13 protein-coding genes are annotated in these 22762 nt (G+C 71.0%); 5 read left to right on the top strand and 8 right to left on the bottom strand.

The genetic code is table 11. The features are described from left to right. Positions 1-149: 149 nt before the first annotated feature. The gene (locus ACHMXA_RS06780) at positions 150-1220 is read right to left on the bottom strand and encodes a phosphate/phosphite/phosphonate ABC transporter substrate-binding protein (protein WP_395319537.1); all 1071 of its coding nucleotides are present in this window, start codon (positions 1218-1220) and stop codon (positions 150-152) included. Further along, positions 1217-2257, bottom strand: coding sequence for a phosphate/phosphite/phosphonate ABC transporter substrate-binding protein (phnD, locus tag ACHMXA_RS06775; RefSeq protein WP_176666038.1), 1041 nt, complete (start codon positions 2255-2257; stop codon positions 1217-1219). Before phnD ends, ACHMXA_RS06780 begins: the two co-directional genes overlap by 4 nt. A 161-nt stretch (positions 2258-2418) precedes the next feature. On the opposite strand from phnD, the gene ACHMXA_RS06770 reads away from it, so the two are divergent. The 3 genes from ACHMXA_RS06770 (at position 2419) to ACHMXA_RS06760 (ending at position 7648) form a co-directional block, all read left to right on the top strand. Then, positions 2419-4308, top strand: coding sequence for a hybrid sensor histidine kinase/response regulator (locus tag ACHMXA_RS06770; protein ID WP_176666037.1), 1890 nt, complete (start codon positions 2419-2421; stop codon positions 4306-4308). Between the two features lie 281 nt (positions 4309-4589). Then, positions 4590-5645: an ABC transporter substrate binding protein gene (locus ACHMXA_RS06765; protein ID WP_395319535.1), complete on the top strand. Its 1056-nt coding sequence runs from the start codon at positions 4590-4592 to the stop codon at positions 5643-5645. Continuing rightward, a complete protein-coding gene (locus tag ACHMXA_RS06760) occupies positions 5642-7648 on the top strand; it encodes an ATP-binding protein (protein WP_395319533.1) in 2007 nt (668 codons plus the stop codon). Before ACHMXA_RS06765 ends, ACHMXA_RS06760 begins: the two co-directional genes overlap by 4 nt. Positions 7649-7686: 38 nt before the next feature. Here ACHMXA_RS06760 and ACHMXA_RS06755 read toward each other — a convergent pair whose 3' ends face one another. Next, entirely contained in the window at positions 7687-8652 is a 966-nt protein-coding gene (locus ACHMXA_RS06755) for a GlxA family transcriptional regulator (protein ID WP_395319531.1), read from the bottom strand. Positions 8653-8762: 110 nt separating this feature from the next. On the opposite strand from ACHMXA_RS06755, the gene ACHMXA_RS06750 reads away from it, so the two are divergent. Next, positions 8763-9401 carry a cysteine hydrolase family protein gene (locus ACHMXA_RS06750; RefSeq protein ID WP_395319529.1) on the top strand — a complete coding sequence of 213 codons (639 nt, stop codon included), beginning with the start codon at positions 8763-8765 and terminating at the stop codon, positions 9399-9401. A gap of 12 nt (positions 9402-9413) precedes the next feature. On the opposite strand, the gene ACHMXA_RS06745 is transcribed toward ACHMXA_RS06750, so the two are convergent. From ACHMXA_RS06745 to ACHMXA_RS06725, 5 genes are all read right to left on the bottom strand, one after another. Continuing rightward, positions 9414-14810, bottom strand: coding sequence for a filamentous hemagglutinin N-terminal domain-containing protein (locus tag ACHMXA_RS06745; protein ID WP_395319528.1), 5397 nt, complete (start codon positions 14808-14810; stop codon positions 9414-9416). A 2-nt stretch (positions 14811-14812) separates the two neighbouring features. Then, positions 14813-16540, bottom strand: coding sequence for a ShlB/FhaC/HecB family hemolysin secretion/activation protein (locus ACHMXA_RS06740; RefSeq protein ID WP_395319527.1), 1728 nt, complete (start codon positions 16538-16540; stop codon positions 14813-14815). Between the two features lie 22 nt (positions 16541-16562). After that, a complete protein-coding gene (locus tag ACHMXA_RS06735) occupies positions 16563-18707 on the bottom strand; it encodes a CHAT domain-containing protein (RefSeq protein ID WP_395319525.1) in 2145 nt (714 codons plus the stop codon). A 592-nt stretch (positions 18708-19299) separates the two neighbouring features. Continuing rightward, on the bottom strand, positions 19300-21501 hold the full coding sequence (gene katE / locus ACHMXA_RS06730; protein WP_176666026.1) for a catalase HPII: 2202 nt from the start codon (positions 21499-21501) through the stop codon (positions 19300-19302). A gap of 58 nt (positions 21502-21559) precedes the next feature. After that, the gene (locus ACHMXA_RS06725; RefSeq protein ID WP_395319523.1) at positions 21560-21709 is read right to left on the bottom strand and encodes a hypothetical protein; all 150 of its coding nucleotides are present in this window, start codon (positions 21707-21709) and stop codon (positions 21560-21562) included. Positions 21710-21934: 225 nt separating this feature from the next. Here ACHMXA_RS06725 and ACHMXA_RS06720 point away from each other — a divergent pair, with 225 nt between their 5' ends. After that, a complete protein-coding gene (locus ACHMXA_RS06720; protein ID WP_395319521.1) occupies positions 21935-22753 on the top strand; it encodes a transglutaminase family protein in 819 nt (272 codons plus the stop codon). Positions 22754-22762: the final 9 nt, after the last annotated feature.

The raw sequence follows: 22762 nt of genomic DNA, 5'->3' as shown, positions 1-22762 counted from the left end.
GGCAAGGGTTGCCTGAAAGAAACACGAAGTTTCCGGCTCGGGGGGCTGGTGGCAAATCCGCCTTAAGGCCTAGCTAATGGCCTAGGCGGCGGCTCTGGAGCTACGGCGAAGGGAGTAGAAAGAAGCGCGGCAGGCGCGCCGCGGCCGGCTCAGCGGGCGGCGGAGCGCAGCATCTCGACCTGCTCCGCGTAGGCCTTCTCGATGCGCTGCAGGCGCTGCTCGCGCGCGGCCTCGTTGACCCACGATGCAGCCATGGCGCGCTGCCTGCCGAGCTGGTGCTCCAGCCGCGCCTGCGGCAGCAGCGCGCTGTCGTCGGCCGCAACGTAGCCGTAGGCCGCGCGCAGGCTCTTGAGCACTTCGCGCTCGGCGTCGCCGCGCGCGCCCTTGGCCCTGCCGTAGCCGGTCAGGAAGTTCTGCAGCCGCACCTGGAACTCGGGCGGGAAGTCGCGCCGCACCACCATCGGCGCACCGGGCGGCGGCTCCGATTCCCACACCACCTGCAGCCGCTCGGCCTCCACCGGGAACTGCTGGCGGAAGCGCTCGAAGTCGGTGGTGTTGTTGGTGGCCACGTCGGCGTCGCCGTTGGCCACGGCCAGCGCGGTGGCCTGGTGGGTGCCCACGATCTCGCTGCGGAAGCGCGTCTCCATCTCGATGTTGTTCGGCAGGAAGAGCTGGCTCTGCGGCACGATGAAGCCGGTGACGGAGCGGCTGTCGCCGCGCGCGAGCCGCCACTTCTCGGGCTGTGCGAGCAGGCCCTCGAGCGTGTTGAGCGGCCCGGCCTTGCGCACCAGCAGCACGGCGCGGTGCTCGGGCACGCTGGGGTGGCGCGCGATCTGCGCCAGCACCTTCATGCGCCGCTGCATCACGGCGTCGAGCGCCATCTTGGCCGAGAGAAAGGCCATGTCGATCTCGTCGCGGCCGATGGCGCGGTCGAGTTCCTCGTAGGTCGGCACCGAATACATGTTGACCGGCATGCCGAGGGCGCGGCTCATGTCGTTCATGAGCGGTGCCCACAGCGCGCGCGACTCGACGGTTCCACCCAGCGGCAGTACGCCGAAGCGGATCATCCGCACGGCGGGCGGCGCCGCCTTCTCGGCCGCGGGGGCGGCGGCGCCGTGCTGCACCTGCGCGACGGCCGGCGCGGCGGCGAAGGCGGCCAGCACGAGCAACGAAGCAAGCAGTGAAGCAAGCAGCGCGGCGAACGGCCTGGCAAGCGTCACGGCGACACGTCCTTCAGCACGGCGACCTGTCCCTCGTAGTTGCTCTCGATGCGCTGCAGGCGGGCCTCGCGCGCGGCGTCGTTCACCCACTGCGCCGTCATGGCGTTCTGCTTCGCGAGCTGGTAGGCCAGCCTGGCCGCCGGCTGCAGCGAGCTGTTGTCGGCGGCCACGAAGCCGGCAAGGTCGTGCAGCGACTTCAGCACCACGCGCTCGGCGTCGCCGCGCGGCCCCTTGGCGCGACCGTAGCCGACCAGGAAGGCCTGCACGCGCTTGCGCAGCTCGGGCGGGTATTCGCGCCGCACCACGATCTGCGCGTGCGGTATCAGCTCCGACTCCCACAGCACCTGCAGCCGCTCGGTCTCGGCCGGAAAGCGCGTCTTGAAGCGCTCGAAGTCGGCGGTGTTGTTGGTGGCCACGTCGGCCTCGTTGTTGGCCACGGCCAGCGCGGTGGCCTGGTGGGTGCCGACGAACTCGCTGCGAAAGCGCGTCTCCATCGCGATGTGGTTCGGCAGGAAGAGCTGCAGCTGCGGCACGATGAAACCCGACACCGACTGCTTCTCGCCGCGCGCCAGCCGCCAGCGATCGGGCTGCTCCAGCAGGTTCTTCAGCGAATTGAAGGGCGGCGCCTTGCGCGCGAGCAGCAGCGCGCGGTAGCCCGGCAGGCCGTCGTGCCGCACCACCTGCGCCACCACCTTCATGCGGCGCTGGGTGACGGCGTCGAGCGCCATCTTTCCGGACAGGAAGGCCATGTCGACCTCGTCGCGCTGAATGGCCTGCTCCAGCGCCTCGTACGAGTTGACCGAAAGCACGCTCACCGGCCGGCCGATGGCGCGGCTGAGCTCGGCCAGCAGCGGGTCCCAGTCGCTGCGCGACTCGAAGGCGCCGCCCAGCGGCAGGATGCCGAAGCGCACCGGGCCGTCCAGCGGGCTGACCTGGGCCGGTGCCGCGAGCGGCAGCAGTCCGGCCAGCAACGCCAGGGTCGCCGCGCGGAGGAACGCGGCTGGAAACTCGGCGAATCGGCGCATGGAAGCCAGCATTTCTGGAGCGAAAGACATAGGGCCGGCGCGCATCGGCGGGTCTAACATGGCAGCGCGGACGTCATTAAATATCAATTACAAGCATTTTTTGTGATGTTTTACCTAGCTTTCCCGCCCCGGACGGCCCCCATAAGCTCGGCCCCCATGCGTCCGATGCCCTCATGAACTGGAACTTCCGTGTCCTGCGCGGCCTGGCCCGCCTGACCTTCGCCCAGCAGCTGATCCTGCTGGCGATGGTGCCGGCGACCCTGGCCACGCTGGCGGCGATCGCCGTGCTGACGCGGCAGCACCTGGGCAACCTCACCGAGCTGATGCGGGCCAACGCGCAGACGGTGGCGCTGCAGGTGGCCACCGTGGCGCAGGCGCCGCTGGCGCGCATGGACCGCCGCGCCCTGGCGCGCACCGCCCAGTCGGGCACCTACCAGCCCAACGTGCAGCAGGTGCAGATCTGGACGGAGGACGGCGAGATCGTGGCCAACTCCGAGACCCTCGACCGCGCCCGCGGCGAGGGCCTGCAGGTGGTGGTGCCCGTCGTGGGCGACGACGGCCGGCACAACGGCAAGGTGATGGTCGAGATGAGCCTGGCCGCCGTGCAGAACGCGCGGCGCTCGGTGTGGTTCAACGTGGGGCTGGTGCTGGCGATCAGCCTGGCGGGCGTGGGCCTGGCCGGCTGGTGGGCGGCGCGCCGCATCAGCGAGCCGATCCGCGCGCTGGGCAAGGCGGTCGACCGCCTGGGCGCGGGCGAGGACGCGAGCGTGTCCGTCGAGGGCACGGCCGAGGTGCGCCACCTGCAGCAGGGTTTCAACCAGGCCGCGCGCGCTCTTGCCGAGAGCCACCGGCTGCTGCAGAGCCGCATCAACGAGGCCACCGCCGAGCTGGCGCGCAAGAACCAGCAGCTGGAGGTGGCCAGCCAGGCCAAGACCCGCCTGCTGGCCGCCGCCAGCCACGACCTGCGCCAGCCGCTGCACGCGCTCACGCTGTTCTCCGACGGCCTGGCCAACGGCGAGAGCGATCCGGTGAAGCTGCAGCGCATCGGCCACATCCGCGAGTGCGTCGATTCGCTGGACCGCCTCTTCTCCGAACTGCTGAACCTGTCGCAGCTGGACGCAGGCGTGCTGCAGCCGCAGTGGATCGACTTCCCGCTCGACCGGCTCTTCGAGGAGATCAGCCGCAACTTCCGCCCCGTGGCCGAGCAGCAGGGCCTGCGGCTGGTGGTGCGCAAGACCGACGTGTGGGTGCGCTGCGACTACGTGATGCTCTCGCGCATCCTGAACAACCTGGTGTCGAACTCGCTGCGTCACACCATCGAGGGCGGCGTGCTGATCGGTGCGCGGCGGCGCGGCCGGGGCGTGCGCATCGACGTGGTCGACACCGGCGTGGGCATCGCCGCGCACCACCAGGCGCGGGTGTTCGAGGAGTTCTACCAGGTGGAGCCCGCCAGCCGGCAGGCATCGCGCGGCGCGCGCGGCATGGGGCTGGGCCTGGCCACGGTGCAGCGCCTCGCGGAGCTGCTCAACACGCGCGTGGAACTGAGCTCGAAGCTGAACAAGGGCACCTGCGTGCGGGTGCTGGTGCGCTCGGCGCCGGCCGCGCTGCCCGCGCCCGCGGCGCCGGCGGCCATCGCGGCCATCGACGAGGAGGAAGGCCTGGCGAACGTGCGCATCCTCGTGATCGACGACGAGCGCACCATCCTCGAGGGACTGACGGTGGTGCTCTCCAACTGGGGTGCCGAGGTGCTGCCCGCGCAGACCCGCGCCGAGGCGCTGGCCCTGGCCGACGGCTGGGAGCGCCCGCCCGACGTGGTCGTCAGCGACCTGCTGCTGCAGGGCGGCGACAACGGCCTGGACGTGATCGCCGCGCTGGAGCGCCATCCGCGCGGCATCGGCGCGGGCACCGCCCGCCTGCTGGTGACCGGCGAGACCAAGCCCGACCGTCTGCGCGAAGTGGCGAGCGCCGGCATCACGGTGCTCTACAAGCCGGTGTCGCCGCGCGTGCTGCGCCAGGCAATACAGGCGCAGCGCGCGGCGGCCGCGCAGGCGGCCGCCGCTTAAAGAGTTTCTCCCTGTGCGAAACACCGCGGAACCGGCTTCGCCGGGCCGCAGGTGTTGCCCCCGGAAGGGGGTTGGCGTAGCGACACGAAGTGCGCGAAGCCTGGGGGAGAGCCGAATACTCCGTCGGAGATAGGCCGAGCGGCCATTTCACCGTGGAATCCATCACGCGGGCAGGCCACTGCCGGCACTGACATAAGCCCTCCGCCTTATCGCGCGAAGCAGGGGTCGTCCTTACATTGGGTCATCGCTCCTCGCTGCGGAAGCAGTCCATGTTTGTTGCCGTGAATCCCGTCCTACCGCCCTTGCATCGAAGGCTGCGGCACGCCGCCCGCACCCTGCTGGCCGCAAGCCTTGCGTGCGCCGCGGGCGCGGCTTTCGCGGCGGCCAGCCTCACGGTGCTGATGGGCGACGACATGGCGGCCTCCTCCGAGTTCGTGCAGCGGCTGCGCGCCGACCAGGAACCCGGCGGCAGGTTCGAGCTGGTGCGCCTCGGGCCCGGTGGCACCGAGCCGCAGCCGGCGGCGGAGCAGGCCACGGACGCGGAGCGCGCCGCGAACGCCGGCGTGCGCACGCGCAGCCTGCGCGCGGCTTCTTCTCCATCTTCTTCCGCCGACGCGCCGCTCACCATGGCCGTCGGCCCCGCCGCCGCGCGCGCCGCCGTCGAGCGGCCGGGACAGGAACCGCTGGTGCTCGCGATGCTCAGCCGCCTCGAGTACGAGACCCTGAAGGCGAGCAGCCCGGCGCTCAGGCGCGCCGACCGCCGCGTGGGCGTGCTGCTGCGCGACCCGGCCATGACCGACCAGCTCGCGCTGGTCAACGCGGTGCTGCCGCAGAAGCACCGCCTGGGCGTGGTCGCCACGCCCGAGTCGGAACCGCTGGTGCGCGAGCTGCAGCGCGCCGCGCAGGGCGCGAACCCGGCCTGGGACCTGCGCGTGGAGTACGCGCCCGACGCCCGGTCGATCGCCTCCGCGCTGCGCCTGGTGGTGCCGCAGAGCGACGCGCTGCTGGTGCTGCCCGACCTGATCGGCGACAACCAGGCCGCCACGCTCTCGGTGCTGCGCGCCGCCGCGACCGCCGGCCTGCCGGTGTTCGGCGCCAGCGAGGGGCTGGTGCGCTCGGGCGGGCTGGCGGCGGCGGTCTCCACGCCATCGCAGCTGGCCCAGCAGGCCCGGCAGCTCGGCCAGAAGGTCGCGAGCGCCGGCAACGGCGGCAATGCACCGCTGGTGGAAGCCGCGACGCCCGCCACCGTGCGCGTCAACGCCACCGTGGCACGCGGACTCGGCCTGCGCCTGCCGGAGGAACGGGAACTGACCGACCGGCTCGCGGCCCCGCGATGAGCAGCGCAGCACCTCCCCACGAACAACGAGCGGCGCCCACGGCAGCGGAGGGCGCGGGCGCCTTGCCGCCGTCATCGTCGCCGTCATCGCCGCCGCCTTCGCCACCGCCTCCGCCGGCCCACACGCTCGTGCTGCGCGGCAACCTGCAGCGCGACCTGTTCCGCCTTGGCGTGGTGCCGTGCGCGGCGGTGGCGCTGGCGCTCACCGGCTGGTTCACGCACAACCGGCTGCAGACCCTGGAGGCCGCCTTCGACGCCGAGGGCCAGGCGGTGGCGAAGCAGGTGGCAGCCATGTCCGACCTGAGCCTCTACGCGGGCGACGTGCCGGCGCTGCAGAACGTGGCCAACGCGGCGCTGCGCGGCGGCCAGGTGACGCGGGTGGAGATCAGCAACAGCGCGGGCGTGTACGTCACGGCCGGGCCCAAGACGGCGTCGCTGGCGCAGCTGCGCATGTTCACCTCGCCGGTCACGCTGCGCGAGGCCTCGCGCGCCAGCGCCTTCGCGCCCGCGGGCTCCACGGCGGCAGGCGACACGCCCATCGGCCTGGTGCAGACCTTCCGCGACACCACCGCCTACACGCGCGAGCGCAGCCGTTCGCTCATTGCGGGCATCGGCATCGCACTGGTCGCGCTGATGGCGGCATGGGCCTCGGTGCGGCACATGGCGCGCACGGTGGCGCGGCCGCTGCGGCGCGTCTCGCGCACGGTCGCGGCGCTGGAGGCCGGGCATTTCGAGGTGCGCTGCGACGTGGTGGAAGGCGGCACCCGCGGCACGCACGAACTCGCCGTGCTCGCGCACGACATCGACCGGCTGGCCGAGCGGCTGCAGCGCAACCGCCAGATCAGCGAGGAGCGCGTGCGCGAAGCCACTGCCGTCGCGCTGCAGCGCATGGCCGAGGCGGAGCAGGCGGCTCTTTCACGTGCGCGCTTCCTCGCGGCCGCGAGCCACGACCTGCGCCAGCCGCTGCACGCCATGGGCCTGTTCATCGACGGCCTGCTGCCCGGCGCCACGCCCGCGCAGCGCCCGGCGGTGCTGCGGCTGCAGGAAAGCACCGAGTTCATGGGCGTGCTGCTCGACGACCTGCTCGAGATCTCGCGGCTCGACGCGCAGGTGCTGACGCCCGCCATCGCCAAGGTGCCGCTCGCGGAGCTGTTCGACCAGCTCGACGCGCAGCACGCCGCGGCCGCCGTCGAGGCCCGCGTGCGGCTGCGCTGGAGCGACCGCGGGCTGGCCGTGCGCAGCGACGCGGCGATGCTGCGGCGCATCGTCGGCAATCTCGTCACCAACGCGCTGCGCCATGCGCCCGAGGGCGGCACGGTGCTGGTGGTGGCGCGGCGCAGCGCGAGCGGCGTGCGCATCGAGGTGCGCGACAACGGCGTGGGCATCGCCCCCATCCACCAGGGCCGCATCTTCGAGGAGTTCTACCAGGTGGCGAACACCGAGCGCGACCGGCGCCGCGGCTTCGGGCTGGGGCTGGCCATCTGCGCGCGCATCGCCGCGCTGCTGGGCACGCGCATCACCGTGCGTTCCGCGCTGCAGGCGGGCAGCACCTTCGCCTTCACGCTGCCCGCGGCGCGGCTGTCCGACGTGGCGCCGCCCCAGCCGCCGCCGCTGGCCCCGGCGCCGCTGGCGGGACTGCGCTGCCTGGTGGTGGACGACGACCCCGCCATCCTCGACGGCAGCCGCGCACTGCTGGAGCAGTGGGGCTGCCAAGTCGAATGCGTGGACACCGGTGCCGAAGCCATCGCGCGGCTGGGCACCGGCGACATCCACTACGACGCCGTGCTGTGCGACCTGCAGCTCGCGGGCGACGGCGACGGGGTGGACGTGATCGACGCCGCCAAGCGGCTGCAGCCCGAGGCGCTGGCGGTGCTGGTGTCGGGCGCCACCGGGCCCGAGGTGCTGCAGCGGCTGCGCCACGGCGGCGTGATGCTGCTGACCAAGCCGGTCGCGCCGGCCAAGCTGCGCGCGCTGCTCACGACGCGGCGACAAGTCACGGTCTGACCGCGGAGCGCTTTTCTTTTTCTTCTACTTTCCGTCGTCTACGCCCGCGAGAACTGCTGGCGGTAGGCCGTGGGCGACAGCTTGAAGGCCGAGACGAAATGCTTGCGCAGCGACACCGCCGAGCCGAAGCCGGCGCCGGTGGCCACGCGCTCCACCGGATGGTCGGTGGTTTCGAGCAGCCGCTGCGCGAGCGCGAGGCGCTGGTTCTGCATCCACTGGCCGACGGTGGTGCCGGTGGATTCGCGGAAGCGCCGCGTGAAGTTGCGCCGGCTCATGAGCGCGCGCCGCGCGAGGTCGTCGAGATCGTGCTGCCGGTCGAGGTGCCGGCCCAGCCATTCGAGCAGCGGCGCGAGCCGGTCGCGCTCGGCGGCGGCGGGCACGGGCTGTTCGATGTACTGCGCCTGCCCGCCCTGCCGGTGCGGCGCCACCACCATGCGCCGCGCGGCGCGGTTGGCCGTCTCGGCGCCATGGCGCACGCGCAGCAGGTGCAGGCAGCAGTCGATGCCCGCGGCCGTGCCGGCCGAGGTGAGCACGCTGCCGTCGTCCACGTACAGCACCTCGGGCTGCAGCCTCACCTTCGGATACTGCCTGGCGAACATCGGCGCCAGCTTCCAGTGCGTGGTGGCCGGGCGGCCGTCGAGCAGGCCGGCCTCGGCCAGCACGAAGGCGCCGAGGCAGAGGCCCACCACGGTGGCGCCGCGCCGGTGCGCGGCCTGCAGCGTGCGGATGAGCTCGGGCGGCGCCGCCGAGCAGTCGTCCCGCCACGATGGCACGACCACGATCTGCGCGCGGCGAATGGCTTCGAGCCCATGCGAGACGACGAGCGCGAAGCCGGCGTTGGTGCGCAGCTCGCCGGGCCCGGGGGCGCACACCTTCACGCGGAAGCGCGGCTCGCCGGCCTCGGTGCGGTCTTCGCCGAAGACCATGCAGGGGACGGACAGGTGGAAGGGACTGATGCCGTCGAAGGCGACGACGGCGACGGTTTCGGCGGCTTGCTGCGGCATGGCCCGATCTTATCGATGAATGGCTTTCGGGCCACTGTCGCGAAACCCGCCAGAAGCGAAGAATCAGGCCATCCGAACCACCGGACAAACCGGAACAAGAGGAACCTTTCATGAGCACAGCAACCACCGCCCCGCGCCGCGCCCTCGTCGTGATCGACGTGCAGAACGAATACTTCGAAGGCGGCGGCCTGCCGATCGAGTACCCGCCCATCCTGCAGACGCTGCCCAACGTGACCAGGGCCATGGACGCCGCCCACGCCGCCGGCACGCCCGTGGTCGTGGTGCGCCACCATGCGCCCAAGGGCGCGCCCGTGTTCCAGGCCGATGCACACAACGGCCAGCTGCACCCCGAGATCGCGAAGCGGCCGCACGACCACCTCGTCACCAAGAGCTTTCCGAGCGTGTTCACCGGCACCGACTTCGCCGACTGGATCGCGCGCAACAAGATCGACACGCTGAGCGTGGCCGGCTACATGACGCAGAACTGCGACGCCTCCACCGTGTACGAGGCCATGCACCGCGGCCTGGCCGTCGAGTTCCTCTCGGACGCCAGCGGTGCGCTGCCCTACGAGAACGCGGCGGGCAAGGTCACGGCGGAGGAGATCCACCGCGTGTTCAGCGTGGTGTTCCACAGCAACTTCGCGGCAGTGACCACGACGCAGGCGTGGATCTCGGCGATGCGCGAAGGCCAGGTGATTGCGAAGGACAACGTCGTCATGTCCAACCGGCGCGCACGAGGTCTGGTGTAACCCCGCCGCTGACTAGAAATCCGCGCAGCCGTTGCGCTTCTCGGTGTCGACGCAGCTCGACAGATTGGGCCGCGAGCGCACGCGCGACCATTCGCGCGCGAGCACGTCGCCGCCCTGCGTCGCGCGGTCGCCTTCGAGCGGGCCGGTGGCGAAGCAGATCGGCGGCGGGCCGATGTTGCGGTCGTACACCCAGGTCGCGGGCAGGTCGCGCAGCGCGTCGGGGCGCGGCAGGTCGGGCACGCCACCCACGAAGAGGTTGCCCGGCACCACGTTGACCCTGTAGCCCTCCGCCGAGGTGAAGGCGCCGTTGATCGGGTACACGCCGGGCGGGCTGGCCTGCAGCGCGGGCGAGAACATGAAGCCCGCAAAGCCCGCGCCCGTGTCGCCCAGGATCAGCCCGGTCACGAGGTAGCTGAAGAGCGGATTCGGGTAGCCGAAGGGCCTGCTCGCATTGCCGATGAGCACCGTGGCCACCGGCTGCTGCGCGTAGATGAAATGGTTGGCGCCCGCCGGAATGCTCACAGCGCACAGGCCCGAGTAGGCGCAGTGGTACAGGTTGGGATACAGCCCCGATCCCGCGAGCCCGCCGCGCGTCTCGCCCACCCAGGTGTCGGCCCACACGCGCCACGGCGCGCCGGCAATGGTGTAGCCGCCGGTGTTCTGGAAGCGCGAGGCCGCCACCAGGTCGGTGCCGCCGGTGCTGCTCACGTTGGTGCCCAGCAGCAGGTCGCCGCTGAGGGTGCGCACGAACACGGTGTCGGCGGCCATCGAGTTGGCCGACACGATCTGCGGCGCATTGCCCGCCGCGTCGTAGCCGGTGACGCTCACCGAGCCGAGCTTGACCGTATCGACGTCCACGTAGCGGAAGGCGCCGGCCGCTCCGCCGCCCAGGGTGTCGGCGCTGACGTTGTTCGCCGCCTGGTCCAGCAGCACGCTGCCGCCGGTGGAGCGCGCCAGCAGGGTGCCGGCGGTGATCGGCGCGGCGGCCGTCTGCGTGATGTTGCCGCCGGAGATCAGCCCCACGGTCGATGCCGTGAGCGCGCCGCCGAGCTGGATGCCGCCGCCACCGCCGGTGTTCTGCAGCGTCAGCGCGCCGGGCACGGTGAGCGGGCCCACCACGGCGATGCTGCCGCCGTGCGCGTTGCTGCCGGCCACGATGGTGGGCGCGTCCAGCCGCGTGAACTCGTCGGCCGACACAGCGAAGCCGTTGGCCGCGGTGCCGCCGAGCGTGATGGTGCTGGCCGTGCGGTCGACCGCGTTGCCGGCGGCATCGACGCCGCCGGGGCGCAGGTTCAGCACGCTGCCGGCGCGGACGGTGCCGGTCAGCACCACTGCGTCGGTGCTGCCGTCGTTGCTTGCGCGCAGCACGACGTTGCGGTTGCCGTCGATGCGGCCCCCGGTGCCGAGCGTGATGCCCGTGCCGTTGGCCTGCGACTCGCCCGCCACGTCGATGTCGCCCGCACCCAGCGTGGTGACCAGCGCGTTGTTGGCGATCAGCACGCCGCCCGACTTGCTGCTGGACACGCCCGGCGTCACGAGGCCGCGTATGCCGATGTTGCCGTCGACACTGCGCACCGTGACGTTGCTCAGGTCGACCGCCTGCACCGCGAGCGGGCCCGTGCTCGGGTCCGTCACGCCGCTGCCGACACCCACGATGGAGATGTCGCCGCTGGTGGTGAGGATCTGGCTCGGCCCGGTGCCCGCGCCGATGCGCACGCCGGTGCCGCCGGGCGCCGTGCCGGAGATCGTCACGTCGCCGCTGCTGCTCTGGATGGTCGCGCCGCTCAGCTGCACGGTGGCGGTGAAGCCCGAGAAGGTGGGCGTGCCGCGCTTGCCCGTGATCTGCACCGCGCCGCCGGGGCCTGCGTCGCCCAGCGCGGTGGTGCGCGTATCGATCGATGTGTTGGTGATGCCGATCGCCTGGTTGCCTGTAGGGCTGGTGTCGGCCGTCATCGTGACGTCGCCGCCGTTGGTGGCGATCTTCGCGCCGCTCAGGAAGATCGCTCCGTTCTGCCCGCCCACGCCTGCGTTGAGCACCACGTTGAGCGCGCCCGAGTTGGACTGGATGGAGTTGTTGTTGAAGGCGCTGATGTTGTGCGCCGCGTCGAGCTCGAAGGTGAGCGGCGCCGAGCCCTTGCTGCGCACGATGGCCGCATCGGTGGCGAAGGTGATGTTGCCATCGGTCGCGAGGCCGCCGGTGCCCGTCGTGATCGTCACGCTGGTGCCGCCGTCCAGCGCGTTATTGATGTCGCCGTCCTGTATGGTCGAGTTCGCCAGCGGATCGAAGGGGTTGCCCGTGAGGCTGCCCGATGCGGTGCCGTGCGCGATGTTGACGTTGTAGGGGTCGATGGTCCACTTTCCCGCAGTGCCCACGGGCGCCGCGGCGTCCACGCGCAGGCCGGTCAGGTCGAAATGCGCGGCCGAGGTCTCGATGCTGCCGCCGTTGCCTCCGCTCGCGCCGCCGCGCGCCGACAGGCTGCCATAGCCACGCAGCGTGTCGCCCGCGATCACGTTGATCGTGCCGCCGTTGCCGGAAGCCGATTTCGCGTCGGCGCGCAGGCTGACCTGGTCGCTGATGGCGATGGTGTTGGTGGCGCGCACATCGATGGTGCCGGACTGGCCCGCGCCGCCCGCGTCGACGGTGGTCACGTCGTCGAACGAATCGAGCACCAGCACGTTGCGCCCGGCGAGGCTGACGGTGCCGCCCGCGCCGGTGCTGCTCGACGCATCGAGCACCGGCAGGAAGACGGTGCCCGAGGGCACGTCGCGCACGTTCACGCGCCCCACGCGCACGTCGCCGCCGCGCCCGTCGATCGCGATGCGCCCGCCCTCGGCGCGCACGGTGCCGCCGGCCTCCATCGCGAGTGCCACCGCCGATGCGTCGTCGCCGATGGTCGCGGCGCCGCCGTCCACAGTGAAGCTCTTGCCGCCCGCCGTGCCCGAGATCGATATGTCGCGCCCCTTGCCGGCCGTGATGCTGCCGCCGAAGATGGTCACGCCGTTGCCGGCGGCGTAGGCCACGCCGGCGCCGCCGTTGGCGGCCGATGCCGAGGTAAGGAAGGCGCTGTTCGCCGTGAGGCCCTGCATGTCGCCGCCGGTGCCGTCGATGGCCACGCGCCCGCCGGAGTCGATGGTCACGCCGCGCATCGAGATGCCGCCGACGTTGCTCGTCGTCACGTCGGGGAAGGAGCTGTCGACGAAGTCCACCGTGCCGCCGTACACCGCCGCGGGGTCGGTGGCGGTCCAGCTGCGCGAGCTGCCGGTGATGCTCACGTCGCCCGTGCCGGTGCGCAGCACCGTGCTGTTGCCCTCGGTGTTGTCGAGCAGCACGCCACCCGCGCCGATGCCGCCCACGCCGGTGATGGCGATGTTGCCGCCACCGGTGGTCAGGTTGGTGCCCGAGACCTGCACGCCATCGGAGCTCACGTAGTAGCTCGGGTCGCCGGCCGAGGTGCTGGTGCCCTGCCCGCGCAGCGTGATGGAGCCGCTGCCGCCGCAGCTGCCGGAGGCCATCGCGCAAGTGTTCAGCGAGCTGTCGAACAGCGAGACGCCCGCGCGCCCGACATTCGGGCCGCCGTCGGTGGGCGCGATGCCGCCGACCGCGTAGCCGTTGGCCGCATCGCCCTGGCCGTAGAAGCGGATGTTGCCGCCGTTGGTGGCGATGCTCGCGTTGTTGAGCTCGATCACGCCGCCGTCGGAGCCGCCGGTCGCATTGGCGTCGAAGTCGACGTGCAGCGCGCCGCTTTCCGAGCGGATCGACGAGCCGCTGGACATGCGGACGTCGCGCAGCGAATCGACCGTGAGGCGCGCGTCGCGTCCCTCGGTCTTGACGATGCTCGCGTTGTCCTGGAACACCACGTCGTTCGACTCGCCGTCGTTGGATCCGGTGCGCAGCTTCACGTCGGTGGCGCGGCCCAGCGCGCTGCCGATGGCGGTGGAGCTCACGCGCGTGTCGGCCGTGTTCAGGCCGTAGTTGTCCGGGTCGTAGACAGGCACCGTGTTGTCCACGTTGAGCGTGCCCTTCGAGTCGACCACCCAGGCGCCGTTGGCGCCGTTCGCGCCGCCCGCCGCGTCGATCTGCGCGAGCTCCGTCACCTCGACCTGCCGGGCCGCGGTGGTGATGGTGCCGCCCGCGCCGCTGCCCGCGCCGCGCGCCTGGATCTGGCCGGAGACGTGCGTGTAGTCGGCGCTCAGACCCACCGTGCCGCCCTGCCCGTTCGCGCCGGTGGCGTTGCTTCGCAGCGCCGAGTCGGGCGACATGCTCACTGCCGCGTTGCCCGTCACCTGGATGCTGCCGCCGTTGCTGCCGCTGGCGTCCGCCGTCAGCCCCGACAGGCGCACGTAGTCGGCGCTCGCGGTGATCGAGCCGCCGGCCACGCCGGCTTCGGAGCCGGTCGCGTCGATGGTGCCGCCCAGCAGCATCTCGTTGGAGCGCGCGGCCGACTGGCCGCCGTCGAGCACGATCTCGCCGTTGCGCGAGGTCAGCGAACGTGCGCGGATCACGCCGGTCTGGCTCACCACCAGCTGGCGCGCGTCCACGTCGGCCGCGGCGGCCATGAGCACGACGCGGCCGCCGTCGGCCGTGACGCTGCCGGTGTTCATCAGCTGCGCGGTCGTGGTCTTGTCGGTGGCCTGCAGGTCGGCGAGCTTGAAGGTGGTCTGCCCGTCCAGCGGCACCTTGAATGTGGTGAGGCCGTCGCCATCGAAGTCCAGGTTCATCGTGAGCTTGCTGGCCGACACAAGGCCCACCGATCCGCGCGCGACGTTGATCTCGCCGTCGTTGCGCACCGAACCGCCCACCAGCGCCACCGTGCCGCCCGGCGAGGCCGTGATCGACGCGCCCTGCTCCAGCCGCACCTGCGCCATGCTGTTCGCCGGCCCCACGAAGACCAGCTGCTCGCTCTTGTCGAAGGCCTTGTTCTCCGAGCCCGCGGGCATGAAGTTGCTGTTGGCGATGTCCAGCGTGGAAGCCACCAGCCCGCCCACGTTGACCGAAGAGCCGTTGCCGAACACGATGCCGCTCGGATTGATGAGGAACACACTGCCGCCCGGCAGGTTCGGGTTGCCGATCAGCGATGTCCTCAGCGTGCCGTCGATGCGCGATGCCTGGATGGTCACACCGTCGCCCACCACGCGGTTGAGCAGCACCGCGCGCGTGCTCGGCTGCGCGATGTTGACCGTGCCGCCCGTGCCGATGGAGAAGGTCTGCCAGCTGGCGATGCCGCGCAGCGACGGCTGTGTGATGCTCATCACGCTGCCGCTCTGCGTCATCGTGACGCCGCCGGCGATGGACGTGAAGCCCGTGGGCAGCACCTGCGCCATGGCAGGTGCTGCTCCTGCGCAGATCAGCGACAGCGCGAGCGGACGCAGCCGAAGCCGCCGTTGTGTGAATCGGTTGCGTTGCTTCATGGTCAGAACGCCTTGATGAGCTGCACGAAAAGGCGCGGGTTGCGCCCGCCGCCATCGGTCTGCGCCGGCGGCGTGCCTGCGCGCCAGGCCAGCGTCGCATTGATCGAGAAATTGCCCGGGCGCGACCAGCTCAGGCCCACGCCGTAGCCGCGCAGGCTGTGGCTGTTGACGCCGTCGTAGGGCGTCGGGTTGCGCACGATCTTTCCGTGCGCGGCGTCGTAGAACAGGAAGGGCGTGAGCTCCTCGTTGAGCGACCAGCGCCATTCGACGGTGCCGATCACGCCCTGGTCCACCAGCAGTTCGCCCGAGGGGTACGCACGCACCGCGCGCGCACCGCCGAGCGCGAGCTTCTCGGACGCGTCGAGGTTCTTGCTGGCCCACTGGCCACCGATCGACAGGTACAGCGAATGGCGCGGCACGATGGCCTGCAGGCGCGAGAGCTGGAAGCTCAGCTTGGTGAAGCCGCCTTCGGTGCGGTGGCCGGTGATGCCGCGGTCGAAGTCGCGGCTCTCCGGGTCGCGGATGGAAAGGTTGCCGTGGTACAGCGTGCCGGAACTGGCCCAGTAGCCGCCGCCGAGCAGCTCGTCGCGGCGCTCCCAGGTCCAGCCCAGGCTCAGGCCGTTGACGCGCTTCTTCGAATTGAAGTCGGCCGCGCGCAGTTCGTCGGTGAGGTCCTTCACGTCCACGCCCAGGCGCAGGAAGAGGTTCTGCTGCCGCTGGCGGATCACCGGGTAGCTCAGCGAGAAGTCGAGCACGTTGGCGCGCCCGCGCGCGTCGAGGTCGGCGAACTGCCCGCCCAGCTCGTAGCTCACGCGCGACAGGCCCACGCCCGCGCGCAGCCCGCTGGTGCCGATGGGCGCCTCGTAGGCGATGCGGCCGAACTGCAGCGCGTTGCTGTTGGACACCATCACCCGCATGTCGAGGTTGTCGCCGATGCCGAAGGGGCTGAGCCAGCGCGCGGTGCCGCCTACGCGGTAGCGGCCCGATTCCCTGGTGCCGTGGTTGTCGCCCTCGGCGGTGAAGGCCCAGCGCGGCGCGGCGGTCACTTCCACCGCGAGGTCGGTGGTACCGGGCTGCGTGCCCTCCTGCAGGCCCGAGGACACCTTGACGCCCGGCTGGTCGGACAGCAGCAGCATCGCGCGCTCGTAGTCCGGCGCGCTCACGGCGGCACCCGGCTGCAGCGGCGCGAGGAAGCCGCGCACGCGCGACTCGGCGATGGGCGCATCGGGCGCCACGGTCACGTCGACCTTGCCCAGGCGGCCCTCGATCACGCTGATCTCGACGATGCCGTCGCGCACCGTCTGCACCGGCACCACGGCCTGCGCGAGGAAGTACCCGCGCTCCTTGTAGCGCGCGGTGATGGCCTTGGCGAGCTCTTCCAGGTCGGCGAGCGTCACGTCGCGGCCGATGTAGGGGCCGGTGATGGCCTGCAGCTCCTCGTTGCTCAGCGCCTTCACACCGTTCAGGCGCAAGTCGTTGAGCTTGAAGGCCGCTCCGGCAGCGCCACCCGTGTTGCGCGGCGGCGCGGGCAGGCTCTGTGGAGCGACGGCGCCTGTGGGCGCCTGGGCGATCGGCCGGTCGCAGCTGCCGCAAGGGTCCGCGGTCGGCAGCAGTTCGGTGGTGTTGCCGTCCGCTTCGGCTGCGTGCGTGCGCTGGGCTGCAACGAGCAGCGTGGCACCGACCAGGGCCGTGACTGCAAAAGCGATCGGCGTGATCGACGTGATCGACATGGGGCGTTGGCAGGTTTTCATGTCAGTTGCCCACCGTCAGACGCCAGTTGCCGATCAGGTTGAACGGCGCCCAGAAGAAGGGATGGGACATCTTGGGATCCTTCAGCACCGCGAGCTGCCCGGCCTGCATGGCCTTCTGGATGTCGCGGCCCTTCGAGAGCTCGCCGTAGAGCGTGCCCATGAGCACCGCGGTGGCGTCGTCCGACACCGGCCACAGCGACGCGATCAGGCTGGAGCTGCCGGCAGAAAGAAAGGAACGCGTGAAGCCCAGCACCTCGTCGCCCTGCGCGATGCGCCCCAGGCCCGATTCGCAGGCCGAGAGCGTGACCAGCGCGGTGCCGTCCATCGGCAGCCCGAGGATCTCGTGCGCCTCCAGGAAGTTCTGCTTGCCGCCCTCGTTGGCCAGCAGGATGCGCGAATAGAGCGGATCGACCGCATCGGCCTCGGCATGCGCCGCCACGTGCATCAGCGGCGAGCGCGCGGCCACGTCGCGGAACTGCGTCTTGGTGGCGGCCGCGCCCATGTACAGCGTGTTGCGCGGGAAGAGCCGCGCGAGCTGCTTCACCTCGGTCTCGGCGCCGGGCAGGTCGTACTTGTCCTCGATGCGCGGATTGCCGAAGGCGGTGAGCGAGGCGTTCACGCGCGGCGTGCGCTGCGCGAGCTGCACCGCGATGCTCATGGAAGGCGCCACCGCCACAGGATGCGTCTCGATGATGTAGCGGCCGTCCAGCCGCAGCGCCTGGAACGGCAGGTAGTGCAGCGGCCCGTGCGGCACCACCACCAGACGCTGGCCCGGCGCAAGGCCCAGTGGCCCGAGCAGTGCGGCGCCCAGCTTGTCGGCGTTGGTGATGGCGGTGCGCCGGCCGCGCACGATGGAATTGCGGAAGGTCTCGACCAGCTCGTTGAGCTCGTCGCGCTTCACCGCCACGGTCTTCTCCACGATGCTGTCCGGCCCCACCACCCACACCACGAGGCGGTCGGGCAGCGAATGGAACTGCACCACGCGCTCATCGGCCGCCAGCGTGCGCTGCAGCGTGGCGAGGTCGACTGTGTTGGCGGCCTGCTCGTTGATCTTCGCGCGGCCGCGCACCGCGTCGAGCAGCGCGCGCGAGCGGCTGTGCTCGCTCACCTCGAAGGCCTGGCGCGCATCGCCCGCGTCGCTGTAGATGGACACGCCGCGCTCGAACACCGTCTGCAGGTCCGAGAACAGGCCCATCTTGAATTCCTCGCTGCGAAAGCGCGCGCGCACCTTGTCGACGTCGCCCAGCGCGCGGCCCACGGCCTCGGCGGCGGCCTGCTTCTGGCCCAGCGCGAGTTCGCTTCTCGCCACGCCGTCCCAGGCCCAGAGGCGGTAGTACTCGGTGTCGGCGCCCACCTGCCGCGCGGTGAGCGCGCGGTAGGCATCGCGCGCCTCGGCGGGTTTGTTCTCGGCCAGCAGCAGCCGGGCGCGGGTGCGGTCGAGCTGCGCGGTGAGCGGGGCGTCCTTCGGCGGGGCCATGGTGCCGAGCACCTCGCGCGCCCGCGCCGGATCGCCCGATTCGATCAGCGCATTGACCAGCGATGCCTGCACCAGCGGCGCATAGCGCTGCGAGCTGTTGGCCAGCGCCTCGTCATAGCTGAGCACCGCGCCGGAATAGTCGCCGCGTCGCGATCGCACGTCGCCGATCACCTTCTGCACCGGGCCGACCACCAGCTTGGGGTCGCGCGCCTGGTGCCTGAGCGCCTCGCGCGCGAACTCCTCGGCCTTCTCGAGCTGGCCCGAGTAGCTGTAGACGATGGCCAGGTCGCGGTTGGCCATGGCCATGAGGTTCGGATCGTTGGTCGCGTTGGCCAGGTGCAGCGCCTTGCTCGCGGCGCGCACGCTCTGGCGGAACTCGCCCGCCTCGGCCAGCGCGACGGCCTGGCTGCAGTATTGATAGCCCGAGAGCTTGACCGAGTCCTGCCCGTAGAGCACCGCGCCTTCGCTGGTCAGCGCCAGCAGCGTGTCGGTGTCCGCGAGGCGGGCCTGCTCGGCCTTGCTGGCGGCGGCTTCGGCGCTCGGCGCCTGCTGCGCCGCTGCCGGAAGGCAGTAGCCCGCCAGAAGAATGCCGGCCAGACCGAGCGCACCTGCGATGCCAGCACGACGACGTGCAGGGCGCCCCCATCCCCATCTCGAAAACCACGCCATTGGACCCCCGCGTCTGGCCCTGTGGGCCCGCCGCGGCGGACCATCGACGTCGCGGGAGTGCGCGCCGTTCAGGCCTCGGGGGGAAAGTCCAGGAGGGGCCCCCAGCCGCGCCTATTCGCAATACGGTCTAGGGCTAAAGAACTAACCATCAGTCGGCATGCCGCCGAAGGACGAGCCCTGCGCATTCGGTCACGGCATACCGCAGATCTTGCGATGGCGCCCCGCGCCGGACACATCGGCTTACATAATGCGCGCCTCAGAGCCCGCACCTGAACAGCGGGCCGAACCAGGGAGTTCCATGTCAGATCATCGTCGTCGGGCGCCTGCCAGCGCCCACGCATACGCATGAAGCCGCGCGTCGAAATCGCGGCCCCACCGGGCGATGCGTCGAGGCTCCACCGCAGGTCCAGCCTGTGCGTGGCGGGTTGCGGCCAGGCCGTGGAATGCGGACCGCTCGGCTGGTGGCCGTGCTGTTCGAAGGCCTGCCTGAAGGAGTGGACGAGCCGGCCGCCGGCCGCGCCTCCCGAACGCATCGAGTGGCCGCCGCGGCAGGCTGCCGGCAGCACGTAGCCGCCGGCGGCGACAAGACCGCTCAGGCCGGCACGGCGTCGATGTTCGCGCGGTCCCAGTGCCGGTGCTTCGCGATGGCCGCGGCAAAGCGCTGCGCGATCTCCGTGGCGCTGGAGCTGTCGCCCAGGTTGGTGACCGGCGTCGCGGCCACCACCACGCCGGCGGGTGCGTCCTCGGGCGAGGTCTGCTCGTCGATGCCGAGCGTGGACAGCAGCCGCGCGCCCTCGCCCACCGTGCAGATCGCCTTGCAGTGCTTGTAGGCCTCCAGCACGAAGTGCACCGCGTCGCCCATGCCCGAGAGCGCCGCAGCGCCCTCGGCACCGGCGGGCACGAGCACCGCGTCGAACATCACCGAGGGCGTGTTGGCGAAGGTGGCGTCCACCTCGATCTGGCGCCTGGATGCGCTCGCCACGGTGCCCAGGCGCGGGCCCACCACCTTGCAGCGCGCGCCGGCCTGCTCGAGCGCGTCGCGTATGGGCTTGAGCGAGGCGGAGTCGACGCCGTCGGCCACGATGATCGCGACCTTGCGCGTGCGCACCGAGCCGTCGCCGGTGTCGGCCATGCTCAGCGCGGGCGACTCCTCGATGGGCAGCGCGATGCGGTGGTCGCGAAAGCCCGCGCGGCCGGCCGCCGCCTTGGCATCGGGTTCGCCGATGCCCAGCGGCTCGGCCACGCGGCGCGCGAGCTTCTCGTCCACGTGCGCGAGGTTGTCGACCATGCGCTGGCGGATGGCCGGCACCTCCAGCTTCGACAGCTCGAAGCGGAAGGCCGCGACGATGTGCTCCTTCTCTGCCGCGCTCTGGCTCTCGAAGAACAGGCGCGCCTGCGTGAAGTGGTCGTCGAACGAAGCGCTGCGCCGCCGCACCTTGGGCGGATGGATCTCCTCGGGGAACGACTGGAAGCCGTGGCTGCCGCCGTCCACGCGGAACTCGGTGCCGCTGCCCAGCGTATTGGGCTCGTAGGCCACCTGGCCGCGCGCGATGGTCTGGCGGTGCATGCCGTCGCGCTGGAAGTTGTGGAAGGGGCACACGGCCTTGTTGATGGGCAGTTCGTGGAAGTTGGCGCCGCCCAGGCGCGAGATCTGCGTGTCGGTGTACGAGAAGAGGCGCCCCTGCAGCAGCGGGTCGTTCGTGAAGTCGATGCCGGGCACGAGGTGGCCGGGGTGGAAGGCCACCTGCTCGGTCTCGGCGAAGAAGTTGTCGGGGTTGCGGTTGAGCACCAGCCGGCCGATCTTCTGCACCGGCACCATCTCCTCGGGGATGAGCTTGGTGGGGTCGAGCAGGTCGAAGCCCAGCGAGTGTTCCTTGTCCTGCGGTATCAGCTGCACGCCGAGCTCCCACTCCGGGAAGTCGCCGTTCTCGATGGCCTCCCACAGGTCGCGGCGGTGGAAGTCGGGGTCCTTGCCGGCGATCTTCTGCGCCTCGTCCCAGGCGAGGCCGTGCACGCCGAGCTTGGGCTTCCAGTGGAACTTCACGAAGTGGCTCTCGCCGCGGCTGTTGATGAAGCGGAAGGTGTGCACGCCGAAGCCTTCCATCATGCGCAGGCTGCGCGGGATGGCGCGGTCGCTCATCGCCCACATCAGCATGTGCGTGCTCTCGGGCATCAGCGAGACGAAGTCCCAGAAGGTGTCGTGCGCGCTCGCGGCCTGCGGCATCTCGTGGTGCGGCTCGGGCTTGACGGCGTGGATCAGGTCGGGGAACTTGATCGCGTCCTGGATGAAGAACACCGGGATGTTGTTGCCCACGAGGTCGTAGTTGCCCTCGCGGGTGTAGAACTTGACGGCGAAGCCGCGCACGTCGCGCACCGTGTCGGCCGAGCCGCGCGAGCCGGCCACGGTGGAGAAGCGCACGAAGACAGGCGTCTTGGCCTCCGGGTCCTGCAGGAAGTCGGCGCAGGTGAACTGCGACATCGACTTGTAGACCTGGAAGTAGCCGTGCGCCGCCGATCCGCGCGCATGCACCGCGCGCTCCGGAATGCGCTCGTGGTCGAAGTGCGTGATCTTCTCGCGCAGGATGAAGTCTTCGAGCAGCGTAGGACCGCGCGCGCCGGCCTTCAGCGAGTTGTGGTTGTCCGGGAGCTGCAGGCCCTGGTTGGTGGTGAGGGTCGTCGGGTGCTCGACGGTGAAACCCTCCAGTTGCTGCTGCTTGGGATTGGCGGCGTCGCCGGCGCCGGCCTTCGCGGCGCCGGCGCGGCGGCCCGCGGCGGCCCTGTTCTGAGGTGACATCGTGGACTTGCCAGGATCTTTCATTGGTGAAGGTTCGTGAGAGGAAAAAGGGGCCTCGTCAGCCTGCCTCGCCGTTGTCGAGGAACATGTCGAGCACGTTCACCACGGCAATGAGGCAGATGCAGCTGGCGACGGCGGCCACGCCCCACATGAGGATCTCGTCGCCCCAGGTGGTGGTGAACGAATCGAAAAGTGTTGAAAACTCCATGATTTCCCCTCCGGATTGCGCCCCTCTGATGGCGGATGAACTTGCAGGAATCCGAAGGTTATGTTTTGCAACGCCCGCGCACCGTAGTGGCGCCCCTTCCACCTTTGTGGGAGAAAACGCGTGGGCGCGGTAGGCGCGCGCCGACACCGCATCGCGCCCGCCTACGACGCTTCGCGGGCGCGGCCCGTGGAAGCCGCGTGCGCGGCTGCATAGCATGGAGCGACCATGTTGATCAGAATCGGCTTCGACATCGAACTGCAGGTGACGGCACCCACGGCGCTGATCCACATGCTGCAGGTACACCCCTCGCGCGCCCGGGACCTGCAAGGCGGCGAGAACCTCGTGCTCAGCCCCTCGCTGCACACCGACCACTACCTCGACAGCTTCGGCAACCGTTGCGCGCGCGTGCGCATACCGCCGGATGTGGAGAGCGTGCGCCTGCGCAACCAGGCGCTGGTGTACGACACCGGCCAGCCCGACCCGGTCGACTACGGCGCCCGCCAGCACGCCACCGCCGACCTGCCGGTGGAGACGCTGCCCTTCCTGCTGCCCAGCCGCTACTGCGAGGTCGACAGCGAGCTGCTGCAGTTCGCCTGGGACAGCTTCTCGCACGCGGCGCCCGGCTGGCCGCGGGTGCAGGCGATCTGCGACTTCGTGCACCGGCACCTTCGCTTCGACTACGGCAACGCCCGGCCCACGCGCACCGCGCTCGAGGGGTTTCGCGAAGGCACCGGCGTGTGCCGCGACTTCACGCACCTGGCGATCACGCTGTGCCGCGCCATGAACGTTCCGGCGCGCTACGTGACGGGCTACCTGGGCGACATCGGCGTGCCGCCAGCGCCCTATCCGATGGACTTCAGCGCATGGTTCGAGGTCTACCTGGGCGAGCGCTGGCACACCTTCGACGCGCGGCACAACACGCCGCGCATCGGCCGCATCGTGATCGCGCGCGGTCGCGACGCGGCGGACGTGCCGATCACCATGGTTTTCGGGGCGAACACGCTGAAGCGCTTCGAGGTGACGACGGAGGAGGCGCTCGGCTGAGGAGCGACC

Origin of the sequence: Variovorax sp. UC74_104 (assembly GCF_044055375.1) — a bacterium.
Classification (GTDB): Bacteria; Pseudomonadota; Gammaproteobacteria; order Burkholderiales; family Burkholderiaceae_C; genus Variovorax.
The sequence above is the reverse complement of the archived record's forward strand: the minus strand, read 5'-3'. Positions and strand labels throughout refer to the sequence as shown.

Bases quoted from the DNA above. Each gene is read 5' to 3' on its own strand.
- phnD (WP_176666038.1), bottom strand. From the start codon at position 2,257: ATGCTGGCTTCCATGCGCCGATTCGCCGAGTTTCCAGCCGCGTTCCTC.
- ACHMXA_RS06770 (WP_176666037.1), top strand. From the start codon at position 2,419: ATGAACTGGAACTTCCGTGTCCTGCGCGGCCTGGCCCGCCTGACCTTC.
- ACHMXA_RS06760 (WP_395319533.1), top strand. From the start codon at position 5,642: ATGAGCAGCGCAGCACCTCCCCACGAACAACGAGCGGCGCCCACGGCA.
- ACHMXA_RS06755 (WP_395319531.1), bottom strand. From the start codon at position 8,652: ATGCCGCAGCAAGCCGCCGAAACCGTCGCCGTCGTCGCCTTCGACGGC.
- ACHMXA_RS06750 (WP_395319529.1), top strand. From the start codon at position 8,763: ATGAGCACAGCAACCACCGCCCCGCGCCGCGCCCTCGTCGTGATCGAC.
- ACHMXA_RS06745 (WP_395319528.1), bottom strand. From the start codon at position 14,810: ATGAAGCAACGCAACCGATTCACACAACGGCGGCTTCGGCTGCGTCCG.
- ACHMXA_RS06740 (WP_395319527.1), bottom strand. From the start codon at position 16,540: ATGTCGATCACGTCGATCACGCCGATCGCTTTTGCAGTCACGGCCCTG.
- ACHMXA_RS06735 (WP_395319525.1), bottom strand. From the start codon at position 18,707: ATGGCGTGGTTTTCGAGATGGGGATGGGGGCGCCCTGCACGTCGTCGT.
- katE (WP_176666026.1), bottom strand. From the start codon at position 21,501: ATGTCACCTCAGAACAGGGCCGCCGCGGGCCGCCGCGCCGGCGCCGCG.
- ACHMXA_RS06725 (WP_395319523.1), bottom strand. From the start codon at position 21,709: ATGGAGTTTTCAACACTTTTCGATTCGTTCACCACCACCTGGGGCGAC.
- ACHMXA_RS06720 (WP_395319521.1), top strand. From the start codon at position 21,935: ATGTTGATCAGAATCGGCTTCGACATCGAACTGCAGGTGACGGCACCC.